The organism is Arthrobacter sp. JCM 19049 (assembly GCF_001310435.1).
In genome coordinates this window covers 1-13,685 of the sequence record NZ_BAXF01000005.1, presented here as the reverse complement: position 1 = coordinate 13,685, position 13,685 = coordinate 1, and the positions used below count along the sequence as shown (strand labels likewise).

At 60.5% G+C, this 13,685-nt stretch carries 10 protein-coding genes and 5 pseudogenes; 9 read left to right on the top strand and 6 right to left on the bottom strand.

Going from position 1 to position 13,685, the window contains the following annotated elements; genetic code table 11:
• Window positions 1-89: 89 nt before the first annotated feature.
• The 6 genes and pseudogenes from rsmG to rpmH form a co-directional block, all read right to left on the bottom strand.
• A complete protein-coding gene (gene rsmG / locus JCM19049_RS00800; RefSeq protein ID WP_054820494.1) occupies window positions 90-731 on the bottom strand; it encodes a 16S rRNA (guanine(527)-N(7))-methyltransferase RsmG in 642 nt (213 codons plus the stop codon).
• 53 nt (window positions 732-784) lie between these two features.
• Window positions 785-1,228: pseudogene (locus JCM19049_RS00795) on the bottom strand (protein jag); the annotation flags it as partial.
• 81 nt (window positions 1,229-1,309) lie between these two features.
• Window positions 1,310-2,264, bottom strand: a pseudogene (yidC, locus tag JCM19049_RS00790) (membrane protein insertase YidC).
• Window positions 2,264-2,644, bottom strand: a complete 381-nt coding sequence (yidD, locus tag JCM19049_RS17610; RefSeq protein WP_138176520.1) for a membrane protein insertion efficiency factor YidD — start codon at window positions 2,642-2,644, stop codon at window positions 2,264-2,266. The pseudogene yidC and the gene yidD overlap by 1 nt, the downstream one beginning before the upstream one ends.
• Before the next feature lie 43 nt (window positions 2,645-2,687).
• Window positions 2,688-2,993: a ribonuclease P protein component gene (gene rnpA, locus JCM19049_RS17605; protein WP_279402137.1), complete on the bottom strand. Its 306-nt coding sequence runs from the start codon at window positions 2,991-2,993 to the stop codon at window positions 2,688-2,690.
• A 63-nt stretch (window positions 2,994-3,056) separates the two neighbouring features.
• On the bottom strand, window positions 3,057-3,194 hold the full coding sequence (gene rpmH / locus JCM19049_RS17600; RefSeq protein ID WP_138176447.1) for a 50S ribosomal protein L34: 138 nt from the start codon (window positions 3,192-3,194) through the stop codon (window positions 3,057-3,059).
• Between the two features lie 511 nt (window positions 3,195-3,705).
• Here rpmH and dnaA point away from each other — a divergent pair.
• From dnaA to JCM19049_RS17585, 9 genes and pseudogenes are all read left to right on the top strand, one after another.
• The gene (gene dnaA, locus JCM19049_RS00785) at window positions 3,706-5,148 is read left to right on the top strand and encodes a chromosomal replication initiator protein DnaA (RefSeq protein ID WP_054820493.1); all 1,443 of its coding nucleotides are present in this window, start codon (window positions 3,706-3,708) and stop codon (window positions 5,146-5,148) included.
• A gap of 528 nt (window positions 5,149-5,676) precedes the next feature.
• Window positions 5,677-6,803, top strand: a pseudogene (gene dnaN, locus JCM19049_RS00780) (DNA polymerase III subunit beta).
• Window positions 6,804-6,857: 54 nt separating this feature from the next.
• On the top strand, window positions 6,858-7,850 hold the full coding sequence (recF, locus tag JCM19049_RS00775; RefSeq protein WP_306420609.1) for a DNA replication/repair protein RecF: 993 nt from the start codon (window positions 6,858-6,860) through the stop codon (window positions 7,848-7,850).
• A complete protein-coding gene (locus JCM19049_RS21940; protein WP_306420608.1) occupies window positions 7,805-8,020 on the top strand; it encodes a hypothetical protein in 216 nt (71 codons plus the stop codon). The genes recF and JCM19049_RS21940 overlap by 46 nt, the downstream gene beginning before the upstream one ends.
• A complete protein-coding gene (locus tag JCM19049_RS21935; protein WP_279402136.1) occupies window positions 8,010-8,210 on the top strand; it encodes a hypothetical protein in 201 nt (66 codons plus the stop codon). Before JCM19049_RS21940 ends, JCM19049_RS21935 begins: the two co-directional genes overlap by 11 nt.
• Window positions 8,207-8,536, top strand: a complete 330-nt coding sequence (locus JCM19049_RS21930) for a DUF721 domain-containing protein (protein ID WP_279402135.1) — start codon at window positions 8,207-8,209, stop codon at window positions 8,534-8,536. The genes JCM19049_RS21935 and JCM19049_RS21930 overlap by 4 nt, the downstream gene beginning before the upstream one ends.
• Window positions 8,537-8,878: 342 nt before the next feature.
• Window positions 8,879-10,877 (top strand): annotated as a pseudogene (gyrB, locus tag JCM19049_RS00765) (DNA topoisomerase (ATP-hydrolyzing) subunit B).
• Window positions 10,878-10,956: 79 nt separating this feature from the next.
• Window positions 10,957-13,080: pseudogene (gene gyrA, locus JCM19049_RS00760) on the top strand (DNA gyrase subunit A); the annotation flags it as partial.
• 161 nt (window positions 13,081-13,241) lie between these two features.
• Window positions 13,242-13,583, top strand: a complete 342-nt coding sequence (locus tag JCM19049_RS17585) for a DNA gyrase C-terminal beta-propeller domain-containing protein (protein ID WP_279402142.1) — start codon at window positions 13,242-13,244, stop codon at window positions 13,581-13,583.
• Window positions 13,584-13,685 lie beyond the last annotated feature (102 nt).

The window sequence follows — 13,685 nt, the reverse complement described above, 5'->3', positions numbered from 1 at the left end:
TTAAACAAATTAAGAACGTTGTTTTAGCTCGATCGTTTCGGTGATACGAGCAAAACCCTCGCCTACACATCTAGGTTAGCCCGTATGGGCTAGCCAACCTTGATTCGAACCACCGTAGTCGGGTCCTCCAGTAGGCGCTCACCGACGGTGAGGACCTCGGTGTGAGTTCCACCCAGCTTGCGAATGACCTTCGCGGCCTTTGCGACCTCTTCGGCAGCAGACCGTCCCTTAATGGCTAGCAGCTCCCCCTTGCCGTGCAACAGAGGAATCGTTAGTCCTGCCAAGTTACTCAGGGCGGATACAGCCCGCGCAGTAACATAGTCCGCATCTACAGCATCCAACATCTGTTCCGCGCGCCCGCGCATCACTACTACGTTATCAAGGCCCAGATCGTCAATAACCTCAGTCAGCCAGATGCAACGACGCTCTAGGGGTTCAATAAGGGTTAGCTGGAGATCTGAACGTGCAATAGCCAGACAAAGGCCGGGAAGGCCGGCACCGCTGCCTACGTCAGCCACCTGCGCGTCAGAGAGCATCAGGGACTCAATAACGGCACAATTCAACACGTGTCGAGACCAAAGACGTGGCACCTCACGCGGACCTAAAAGGCCTCGCTCGATGCCTGAAGTGGCAAGGTGTTCCACGTAGCGCCGAGCCAGTTCCAGTCGGTCGCCGAAGATCGCTTCCGCGGCTGCATTCTCTTCCGCCGTCATGCTGAGGTCTTGGGTCATTTCGGTATTCTCCCTGAGACAAAAGAGCCCACCCGAAGGTGGGCTCTCATTTACTAGAGTGTGGTGACAACGATGTGTCGACGCGAGGCTTCACCTTCGGACTCTGAATGCAGCCCAGCATCCGCGATGATGTCGTGCACGAGTTTACGCTCATACGCGCTCATCGGTTCCAGATGGAACGGCTCATCCGATTCCTGTACCCGCTCGATCGCTTCCTCGGCGATCTGACGCAGTTTCTCAGTACGCGCCGCGCGGTGGCCGGCAATATCCAATACCAGCCGAGAACGCTCCCCTGTGACGTTCAGGACCGCAAGCCGGGTTAGCTCTTGTAACGCGTCGAGCACCTCGCCGTCCTTGCCGATCAGCCCGGCCAGATCAGAACTCTGTTCGTCAGCGACCACGGAAATGTAGGTACGGCCGCCACGAACTTCAATGTCAATATCGCCGTCAAGGTCTGCAATATCCAACAGTTCCTCGAGGTAATCGGCTGCGACATCGCTTCATCGGCAACATCTACAACATGCTCTTCTACGGCTTCTTCGCCTGTGACACTTCAGGATTCTCGGTTGCAGTCATGCCTACTTCTTCTTCCTACGATTCTTGCGCTGGGGCTGCACGCGCTGGCCCTTGGGCTCCACCACGGGCTCTGCCTCTTCGGTCTTCTTCTGCCCCACTGGAGGCAGCCCCTTGGCAGCGCGACGGGCGTTCAGCTCACGTTCTGCTTCCGAACCCGGGGTGGGGTTATTGCGGATGACCCAGAATTGCTGGCCCAGGGTCCAAAGGTTGGAGCGGTCCAGTAGATCAGTACGCCGATGGGGAAGTTGATGCCACCAATGCCGAAGACCAGCGGAAGAATGTACAGCATCATCTTCTGCTGCTGCATGAAGGGGCCCTCGAGGGCTTCCTTCGTCATGTTCTTAGTCATCAGCTGACGCTGGGTAATGAACTGGGAAGCGGTCATGGCCAGGATCATGATGATCGCGACCACGATAACAGCGGGGTTCACCGCACCGGAGTTGATGGTCCCGAGGAACGTTTCCGACAACGGAGCACCGAAGATGGTGGACTGGTCGAAGCTGCGGATGTGGTCGGCGTTTAGCGCGCCCACCGAACGTCCTTCGCTGCTGGCCCGTGAAGCGGTATTGAGCACGCGGAACAGGGCGAAGAAGAACGGCATCTGCACCAGTAGCGGCAGACAAGATGAAAGTGGGTTGGTCTTGTGCTTCTTGAACAGCGCCTGCTGTTCCTGAACCATAGCCTGACGCGACATCTGGTCCGTCTTGCCCTTGTACTTCGCCTGAAGCTTGCGCAGGTCCGGCTGCAGGGCTTGCATGGCGCGTTGCGCTTGATCTGCTTGACGAAAACAGGAATTAGCGCGCTACGAATCAACAGCACCAGGAACATGATCGACAGTGTCCAGGTGACACCGGAGTCTGGATTCATGCCTATGCGCGTAAAGAGCTCGTGGAAAGCCCACAGAATCCACGAGACCACGTATGTGAACGGAGTCAGTATCGTGTCTAAGAAGTTCATTACCGGTCAGGCTCCTTGTGTCCGCGCGGTGCGGCATCATCTTCATCGTCGGGAATCACCGGGTGATTCAAAACTATGATCTTCGGCAGTTTACCGTCGGGCCAAATTCTTCGGCTCTCAGGTACATGGTCGACTCCGCCATGGCTAAAAGGATTGCATCGCAATATGCGCCAGGCCGTTAGCCCTGTCCCTTTGACTGCCCCATGTTTGGTCACGGCTTCCAAGCCGTAGGCAGAGCAGCTGGGGAAATATCGGCACACATCCCCATATAGCGGAGAAATCAGCTTTCGATAGGCGATCAGCAACCCGATCAAGATATTTCGAGGAATATCGATGATGAACCAAACAGGACCGGTGCGGGCCTTGCTTTCCTTGCGCATCATCGGTCCACGAGTTTGTGCTCGATCGCGGACCAACCGCTCGCTACCTGCCGGCGCAATTCATCCCACGACAGCTCCGCGGCGCCTGGAAGGCCCGTACGACGATGTCAAGGTTTCCCTCGTCGCTACGCAGCTCACGGGCTATCGCTCGTAAACGGCGTTTAGCCAGGTTCCTCTTCACGGCGACGCCAACAGCCTTTGAAACGATAAATCCAATGCGATCCCCACTTACAGGGTCCGCTTGGCGGCGTGCATATAGCACGACGTTCCGGCGCCCGCTTCGGACACCGGAACGTACTGTGGCTGTAAGGTCCTGCGATAGTCGCAGTCGCTGATTCTTTGGCAACATGGCTAGCTACACGGAACGTATGATTTTCCGTGCCCGCCTGTGTCCAAAAGCTGTGCCGCAAATTTATGCGGACAGCGAGCTGCGGCCCTTGGAACGGCGTGCCGACAGGATGGCACGACCCGCGCGGGTACGCATACGAAGACGGAAACCGTGCTTCTTGGCACGACGACGGTTGTTGGGCTGGTAAGTCCGCTTGCTCACGGTATTTCTCCAAGACGATCTAGGGATGCGACTTGCCCGTTACTACCGGTTAGCAAACAACAGGCTGACGCTCGTACTTATTGCATGCGAGGTTCAGTGGGCTCTTCTAATGATCTGAGCAGGGCACAAAACACACGCATAGGACTGAATAACGATAGAAAAATCTGCACGGCACGTCAAATTGCCGCGATTCCACCTTCTGGGGGTCCGCCCCGAGCTGAAGGCCTGTGAATAATCTATCCCATATCTGTGGATTACGAGCCCGGAGAGAAAGAAATTTCACACATTTTCCGATCCATGCACGTCATTCAGACGTTGGAAACGCCTTGACATCCCGCGAAAAGCGGGTTTCCACACCTCTGAGGGCAAGTTTTTCCCCAGATCTGTGCATAACGTTGTGGATGGGGGCTAGAATCAGAGTCGATGTCCCGCGATTGCCAAGCGTTTTCGGCCCCAAGGGCGACTGAAATGTGATGAGAATTGCACAAACCGAAGGAAGTGGAGCACCTACGTGAGCACCGACGAGACCAATACCATTGGCAGCTCATGGCGTCAGGTGATCCGCCAGATCGAGGATGACGACCGGGTCAAGGCGCGCTACCGCCCGTTTGTATCGCTGGCCAAGGCCCAGGGTCTGATCGGCAGCACTCTCTTGGTAGCAGTGCCCAACGATCTCACACGCGATATTCTCCAGACGCAACTGCGCGAACCTCTTGACGATGCACTGCGCATTGTCTTCCAAGACGAGATTCGCTGTGCAGTCAGTGTTGATCTGACGCTGGCAGATTCTGAGGAAGAAGAGAAGGCCGAGGATGTCGCTGCTGCCGCAGCCATCGAAGAAGACACCGGGCCAGAGCCTACCGGCCCACGTCCCAAGCCGGCGCCGCAGCCGACTCCCCCATCGAATTCTCAAGAGTTCGGTCGTCTGAATCCGAAGTACATTTTTGACACGTTTGTGATCGGTTCCTCCAACCGCTTCGCCCACGCCGCAGCGGTGGCGGTCGCTGAAGCGCCGGCCAAGGCCTACAATCCTTTATTCATTTATGGAGATTCGGGACTGGGCAAGACTCACCTCCTGCACGCCATTGGGCACTATGCTCGCCACCTGTATAAGGGCATCCGGGTTCGCTATGTAAATTCCGAAGAATTCACAAATGACTTCATCAATTCAATCCGGGATGACGAGGGCGCAAGCTTCAAGCAGACCTATCGCAACGTGGACATCCTGCTCATTGACGACATCCAGTTCCTTGCGAATAAAGATGCCACCCAGGAAGAGTTCTTCCATACCTTCAATGCGTTGCACAACCACAACAAGCAGGTAGTGATTACCTCCGACCTGCCTCCGAAGCAGCTACAGGGCTTCGAAGACCGGATGCGTTCCCGCTTCGAATGGGGTCTACTCACGGATATTCAGCCTCCGGAGCTAGAAACACGTATCGCCATCCTGCGTAAGAAAGCAGATGCCGAGAACCTGTCCGCACCCAGTGACGTCATGGAGTACATCGCTTCCAGGATCTCTACAAATATCCGCGAACTGGAGGGCGCCCTGATTCGGGTGACGGCGTTCGCTTCCCTGAATAATCAGCAGGTTGACCTGACGCTGGCGGAAACCGTGCTGAAGGATCTCATCAGCGAAGACGGCGCGCAGGAGATCACTCCCTCCACCATCATCAAACAGACCGCCGAATATTTTGGTTTGACTATTGACGAGCTGAACAGCAAGTCGCGAACGCGTACTTTGGTCACCGCGCGACAGATCGCCATGTACCTGTTGCGGGAATTGACCGACATGTCGCTTCCTAAGATCGGTGCGGAGCTGGGCGGACGTGATCATACGACGGTGATCCACGCCGATCGCAAAATCCGCGAACTTATGGCTGAACGTCGTGCCATCTTCAACCAGGTCACAGAGCTAACTAACCGCATCAAACAGAGCCAGCGAGAACATTAGGACCGAAAACCACAGCTGTGGATAGATTTGTGGATGAACTGGTGACAGCTCCAGAGGTCTCTGCGGATAACTCAGGGGGTCGCTGTGGATCTAAAAACCGTGAAACTGAGTATCAACACCTTCGTGGAACTGAGTTCCACTTGAAACCACAGACTGTTCACATGCACAATCTGGGTTCGATCTGCCTTTAATCGGTTATCCACAGGATCCACAAGGGTTATTAACACTCCCCCTTTAAACCCTTAGGCCTTCAAATAACGAGTCCTTGTTCCCCTGACCTATGCCTCTCACCGAACACCAAGATCAGCTGTCGCTGATGTCGGAGACATTCTGGACAACGCAGGAACCTCGTGACATCACATCGAGCCACTTACCGGAGCGATCAGCTTTTCTCGATGAGAGCAATAGCTCTAAACATGGCAAGATTGACCTTGCTCCGTGGTTCGTTGTCTATGCTTAAGAACTCGGTAGAGATTGACCTCAAAGGCTTGCTGGCAAGCTAGTGCGCTCCGAAAGGCGGATTGATTCGTGAAGTTCAGCGTTGAAAAGGATGTGTTGGCTGAAGCCGTGTCCTGGACCGCTCGGTCTTTGTCTCAGCGTCCGCCGTCTCCGGTCCTAGCCGGTATTTTGCTGACCACCAATCAAGGAATGGTTCGGCTTGAAGGATTCGACTACGAGATCTCCTCGCATATCCAAATTCCCGCTGACATTTCCGAAGAAGGCTCGATTCTCGTTTCGGGACGCCTCCTGGCGGACATCACCCGAAGTTTGCCTCAGTCCACCGTGACGATTGAAACCGAAGGTCAAAGATCACGGTGACCTGCGGTCGCTCACGGTTCCATCTGGCAACGATGCCGGTGGATGAATACCCTGAACTGCCCAAACTCCCGGAAGTCTCGGGAACCGTGGACGGTCAAGCTTTCGCCGAAGCAGTTTCACAGGTGATTGTTGCTGCCTCAAAGGACGACACCCTTCCGGTTCTGACCGGGATCAAGGTTGAAATTGAAAATGACCTGATAACGTTCCTGGCCACCGACCGTTACCGATTGGCCATGCGTGAGCTGCACTGGAAGCCTGCCCAGCCGGAAATCTCAACCTCACTGCTCATCAAGGCCAAAACGCTCAATGAAGTCGCCAAGACCTTGGCTTCAGCGGGAGAATTGAAGATTGCCATTGGCGAGAACGGCGAAATGGTCGGTTTCGAAAGCGCCAACCGGCGCACCACCTCGCTGCTGATCAACGGCGATTACCCCAAGATCCGATCGCTCTTCCCCGAAAACACCCCGATTCATGCGACCGTGCGCACCAACGAACTCATTGAGGCGGTTCGCCGCGTCTCGGTGGTGGCCGAACGAAATACTCCAGTACGCATGGCATTCACCGACGGACAGCTGACATTGGATGCTGGAACCGGGGAAGACGCCCAGGCCGAAGAAGCAATCGAAACCCAGCTCTCCGGTGAAGACATCACCGTCGCCTTCAACCCCACCTACCTGGGTGAAGGGCTGGGATCCTTCAACACTGACTACGTGCGCTTCTCATTCACCAGTGCACCTAAGCCGGCAATGATGACCGGACAGGCCTCGGCCGAGGATGACGATCAGGACCAGTACCGGTATCTGGTCATGCCTGTGCGCCTTCCGAACGCGAACTAACTACCTTTGCGGTGGGGGCAGGCAGCCCTCACCGCTTTCATTTCAGGACTCTTGGTGTACATCTCGCAACTCTCCCTCACCGACTTTCGCTCCTACGCGCAAGCCGATGTGCGGTTGGCTCCGGGGATCAACGTACTGATCGGTCCCAACGGGGTCGGCAAAACAAATATCGTCGAGGCCGTCGGCTACCTCGCCACCTTGTCATCGCACCGGGTGAGCAACGATGCGCCGCTGATCCGTTTCGGTGCCGAGCGGGCCATTATCCGCGGAGCCCTGCATCGAGCCGAGCGCGTCACCTCGCTGGAGGTTGAAATCACCAGCGGGAAGGTCAACAGGGCGCGGATCAACCGCGCCAATCCGGTGCGGGCGCGAGAAATCGTGGGGATTGTTCGCACCGTACTGTTCGCCCCCGAGGATTTGGCCTTGATCAAGGGTGACCCGTCCAACCGCCGCAAGTTCCTAGATGACTTGTTGCTTTCCCTGCGCCCAGCGGAAGTGGCCACAAAGAACGACTACGAACGCATCGTCAAGCAGCGCAATGCGCTGCTGAAGTCGGTGCGCGGACGCACCACCCTCAACTCATCGCAAGAAGCAACCCTGCAGGCATGGGACCTGCAACTGGCCGCCATGGGCGCAAGGTTGATGCACGGACGGCTTCGGGTGCTGGAACTGCTCGAGCCCTACATGGCGGCGGCCTACGCCGACTTGGCCGACGGCGCCAAGAGCGCGAGCACCCAATACCTCAGTTCGATCAGTGGAGAGGGTCCGGAGGCGGAACTGGATCATTCGCAGTTGCCCGGCCTCACCCAGCAGCAGCTGCAGGAACAGCTGCTGCACATGGTTGAATCCAACCGGGACCGTGAGCTGGAGCGGGGGATCACCTTGTTTGGCCCGCACCGCGACGACGTGGCCTTGTATCTGGGCAGCACCCCGGCCAAGGCTACGCCTCTCACGGCGAAACCTGGTCCTTCGCACTGGCGCTGCGCCTGGCCGCCTACCGCGTGTTCGGCGATGACGACCCGCGTCCGGGATCCGGGCCGATCCTGATCCTCGACGACGTTTTCGCCGAATTGGATGCCACCCGCCGCGATCGCCTGGCCCATATTGTGGCCGGCGCGGAGCAGGTGCTGGTCACGGCGGCGGTGCCCGAGGATGTACCATCCACGCTCAAGGGCAGTTTCTTCCAGGTCAGTCCGGGACACGTCGATGACGTCTGAGGAAGAGATTGACCCGGCCAAGGCACTGCTGAACCGGATGCGCCGTCTGGCCGAGGAACGCGGGGAAACCCGCATCGATGCCGCACGCATGGCCCGCGTGCAGCAGCGCCAGGCGGCACGCAAGTCCGGGGACAAGGCTCCCCGCAAGGCCGCCGACGGGGGCCGGGACCCAGGGTCATTGGCGAAGTGATTTCCCGTTTGTCCAAAACCCGCGGCTGGGGAACCCAGGTGGCCGTGGGCTCGGTGCTCGGACGCTGGGAAGAGATCGTGGGTCCCGACGTGGCTGCCCACTGCAAGCCCGAGTCCTTTGCGGATACGGTGGTGGTGGTGCGCTGCGATTCCACCTCGTGGGCCACCCAGCTGCGGCTGCTGACCCACCAACTGCTCAAGCGCTTCGACGCGGAGCTGGGGCCAGGAATTGTCACCGTGATCAAGGTGCTGGGTCCCAACGCCCCCTCCTGGCGCCATGGCAGTCGTTCGGTCGCCGGCCGTGGTCCGCGGGACACCTACGGGTAGAAATTGCTGGCGTGCCATGTGGCGCTCTCACGCCCCCGGTGCATGCATCCCCCTCAGTTGCGGTCCCCGAACCTCTTAGATGCAGGATTTTGTGCGTTTAGCGGCCTGTTTTGAGACGCCGATCCCAGCATTTTTCCATAAACCGGGTAGAATTGGTGTAAGTGTGCCCGCGCGGGAGTGTTGCGATTCATTCCGGTCAGGGCATAGGAACATGGCCGCGTCTTTCCGGGTCAACCGGAAGCATCGGCCAGCGCATCAAAATTCGAGGAGTACGTAGCACCCGTGTCTACCGAAAACGCTTCACCGCAGGAGCCAGCGAACAGCCCCAGCTCCACGGAATCGATGTCTTCCAAAGTTGAACACACCTATGGAGCCCAGGACATCACGGTGCTCGAGGGCCTGGAGGCCGTCCGCAAACGCCCCGGCATGTACATCGGCTCCACCGGACCGCGCGGGCTGCACCACCTGGTCTATGAAGTCGTGGACAACTCTGTGGACGAGGCCCTGGCCGGGTACTGCGACACCATCGAGGTGACCCTGCAGGCCGATGGCGGGGTACGCGTGGAGGACAACGGCCGCGGCATCCCGGTGGACGTGCACCCCACCGAGGGCAAACCCACCGTTGAGGTCGTCATGACGATCCTGCACGCCGGCGGCAAGTTCGGCGGTGGCGGCTACGCCGTGTCCGGCGGCCTGCACGGCGTGGGCATTTCCGTGGTCAACGCGCTGTCCCGGCGCGTGGAGACCGAGGTCCGCCGTGAGGGCTATGCTTGGCGGATCTCCTTCGCCAACGGCGGGGTCACCCAGCAGGAGCTGACCCGGGGCGAGGAAACCCAGGAAACCGGCACCATCCAGACCTTCTACCCGGATCCGGACATCTTTGACACCACCGAGTTCGACTTCGAGACGCTGCGGGCCCGCTTCCAGCAGATGGCGTTCCTGAACAAGGGGCTGCGCATCCGGCTGACCGACGAACGGGTGCTGCACACCGAGGACGCGCTGGAGGACGACGAGGCCGGGCAGGACGCCGACCCCAAGCCCCGCGTGGTGGACTACCTGTACGAAAACGGCCTGCTGGACTACGTCAAGCACCTGAACCAGGCCAAGAAGGTCGAGCTGGTGCACGATGAGGTCATCGCCTTCGAGGCCGAGGACACCGAACGCGGAATCAGCATCGAGGTGGCCATGCAGTGGACCACCGCGTACGCCGAATCGGTGCACACCTACGCGAACACCATCAACACCCATGAGGGCGGCACCCACGAAGAGGCTTCCGCGCCGCGCTGACCAGCCTGATCAACCGCTACGCCCGGGAAAACAAGATCCTGCGCGAAAAGGACGACAACCTCACCGGCGACGATGCCCGCGAGGGGCTGACCGCGGTGGTCTCGGTCAAGCTTGCCGAACCGCAGTTCGAGGGGCAGACCAAGACCAAGCTGGGCAACTCGATTGCCCGCGGCTTCGTGCAGGGCGTGGTCAACGACCAGCTCGGCGACTGGTTCGGGCGCAACCCGGGCTCGGCCAAGGACATCATCCGCAAGGCCCAGCTGGCCTCCCAGGCCCGCGTCGCCGCCCGCAAGGCGCGTGACAACGCCCGGCGCAAGTCCCCCATGGAGTCCTTCGGCATGCCGGGCAAGCTCTCGGACTGCTCCTCGAAGAACCCCGAGGAATGCGAGATCTTCATCGTCGAGGGTGACTCGGCCGGCGGTTCGGCCAAGCGCGGGCGGGACCCGCACACCCAGGCGATCCTGCCGCTGCGCGGCAAGATCCTGAACGTGGAGCGCGCCCGCCTGGACCGCGCACTGGGCAACGCGAGGTGCAGGCGATGATCACCGCCTTCGGCACCGGCATTGGCGAGGAATTCGACATGGCCAAGCTGCGCTACCACAAGATCGTGCTGATGGCCGACGCGGACGTGGACGGCCAGCACATCACCACGCTGCTGCTGACCCTGATCTTCCGCTTCATGCGCCCGCTGATCGAACAGGGCTACGTCTACCTGGCCTCCCCGCCGCTGTACCGGATCAAGTGGTCCAACGCGCCGCACGAGTTCGTCTACACCGACAAGGAACGCGACGACGCGCTGCTGGCCGGGCAGGCCGCAAACAGGCGCCTGCCCAAGGACAACGGCATCCAGCGCTACAAGGGCCTGGGCGAGATGGACTACTCGGAGCTGTGGGACACCACCATGGACCCCGAACACCGTACCCTGCGCCAGGTGGCGATGGACGACGCGGCCGCCGCCGACGAGGTGTTCTCCGTGCTGATGGGCGAGGACGTCGAATCCCGGCGCAGCTTCATCCAGCAGAACGCCAAGGACGTGCGCTTCCTGGACATCTAGTCCCAGGCGCGCTCCGCGCAGACACTTCGCCGCATGACGGCGTGACTACCTAAAAGCTTGACTTACCCAAAGGGATGAAATGAGCGACGAGCAGACTCCTGGCAGCGAACCGGTCGACGGGGAGATCGTGGCCGACGGCGGCGACGTGCTGGACCGCATCGACCAGGTTGACTTGCAGACCGAAATGCAGCGGTCCTACCTGGACTACGCGATGGCCGTGATCGTCGGGCGTGCGCTGCCCGACGTGCGCGATGGGCTCAAGCCCGTGCACCGGCGCGTGCTGTACGCGATGTACGACGGCGGCTACCGTCCCGAACGCGCCTACAACAAATGCGCCCGCGTGGTCGGCGAGGTCATGGGCCAGTACCACCCGCACGGCGACAGCGCGATCTACGATGCGCTGGTGCGCCTGATCCAGGATTGGGTGATGCGCTACCCGCTGGCCCTGGGCCAGGGCAACTTCGGCTCCCCGGGCAACGACGGGGCCGCCGCCCAGCGTTACACCGAAACCAAGATGGCCCCGCTGGCCATGGAAATGGTCCGGGACATCAACGAGAACACCGTTGACTTCCAGGACAACTACGACGGGAAGAACCAGGAGCCGGTGGTCCTGCCGGCCCGCTTCCCGAACCTTCTGGTCAACGGTTCCTCGGGCATCGCGGTGGGCATGGCCACCAACATTCCGCCGCACAACCTGCGCGAGGTCGCCGAGGGTGTGCAGTGGTACCTGCAGAACCCGGAGGCCTCCCGCGAGGAGCTGCTGGCCGCGCTGATGCAGCGCATCAAGGCCCGGACTTCCCGTCCGGATCGATGATCCTGGGCACCAAGGCATCGCCGACGCTACCGCACCGGCCGCGGCTCGATCACCATGCGCGCGGTGGTCAACGTGGAGGAAATCCAGGGCCGCACCTGCCTGGTGGTCACCGAACTGCCGTACATGGCCAACCCGGACAACCTGGCGATGAAGATCGCCGACCTGGTGCGCGACGGGAAGATCTCGGGCATCGCGGACATGCGCGACGAGACCAGCGGCCGCACCGGCCAGCGCCTGGTGATCATCCTGCGCCGCGACGCGGTGGCCAAGGTGGTGCTGAACAACCTCTACAAGCACACCGAGCTGCAGTCCAACTTCTCCGCGAACATGCTCGCCATCGTCGACGGGGTGCCACGCACCCTGCCGCTGGACGGATTCATCCGCCACTGGGTCACTCACCAGATCGAAGTGATCGTGCGCCGCACCCAGTACCGGCTGGCCAAGGCCGAGGAGGAAGCCCACATCCTGCGCGGGCTGCTCAAGGCCCTGGACGCGCTGGATGAGGTCATCGCGCTGATCCGCCGCTCCTCCACCACCGAGGCCGCCCGCGACGGGCTGATGGAGCTGCTGGACATCGACGAGGAGCAGGCCCGCGCCATCCTGGACATGCAGCTGCGCCGCCTGGCGGCCCTCGAGCGCCAGAAGATCCAGGACCGCCATGCGGAGCTGGAAACCATGATCACCGAGTTCAAGGCAATCATCGCCGACCCGGCCCGCCAGCGGGAGATCGTCTCGGAGGAACTGGCCGAGATCGTGGACAAGCACGGGGATGAGCGCCGCACCCGGATCCTGATGGGCTACGACGGGGACATGAGCGTCGAGGACCTGATCCCCGAGGAGGAGATGGTCGTGACCATCACCCGCGGCGGCTACGTCAAGCGCACCCGGATCGACAACTACCGCTCCCAGGCCCGCGGCGGCAAGGGCATCCGCGGGGCCAGCCTGCGCGGGGACGACGTGGTGGAGCACTTCTTCGTCACCTCCACCCACAACTGGCTGCTGTTCTTCACCAACCACGGCCGCGTCTACCGCACCAAGTGCTACGAGCTGGCCGAGGCCAGCCGGGACGCCAAGGGCCAGCACGTGGCCAACGTGATGGCCTTCCAGCCTGATGAGCACATCGCCCAGGTGCTGGATCTGCGCACCTACCAGGACGCCGAATACCTGATGCTGGCCACCCGCGACGGGCTGGTGAAGAAGACCCGCCTGGAGGACTACGACACCAACCGCACCGCCGGGGTCATCGCGATCAAGCTGCGGGAGGGCGATGAGCTGGTCTCCGCCCAGCTGCTGACCCCCGAAGATGACGTGATGCTGGTCTCACGCAAGGGACAGTCGGTGCGCTTCACCGCCACGGACACCGCCCTGCGCCCAATGGGCCGGGCCACCTCCGGGGTGACCGGCATGAAGTTCCGCGACGGGGACGAGCTGCTGGCCGCCGATGTGGTGCGTGATGACTCCTACGTCTTCACCGTCACCAACGAGGCTACGCCAAGCGCACCGAAGTCTCCGAATACCGTGTGCAATCCCGTGGTGGCTTGGGCATTAAGGTGGCCAAGCTGAACGAGGAGCGCGGTGAACTGGTCGGCGCGCTGATCGTGGAGGAAAGCGACGAGGTGCTGGTGGTGATGCAGTCGGGCAAGGTGGTGCGTTCGGCCGTTTCCCAGGTCCCATCCAAGGGGCGTGACACCATGGGCGTGATCTTCGCCAAGCCCGGCAAGAAGGACCACATCATCGCGGTGGCCAAGAACTCCGAGGAAGAGCTCGAAGAGAACTTGGAGGAAAGTGCAGTACCGTTGAACCCAGAAAATACGACCACTGAATCATCCGAGGACGATCACACCCCCACCGAGGGCACCGCGGATGAAAGCACTGACGGAGGTAACGCATGAGTACACCATCGACGCCTCGCCCGAGCGGTAATGGTGAATCAGGCAATGCGACACCACGGACCACTCAGGTGAAAAGGCCGGCGCAGGGCACCGCCCCGCGCG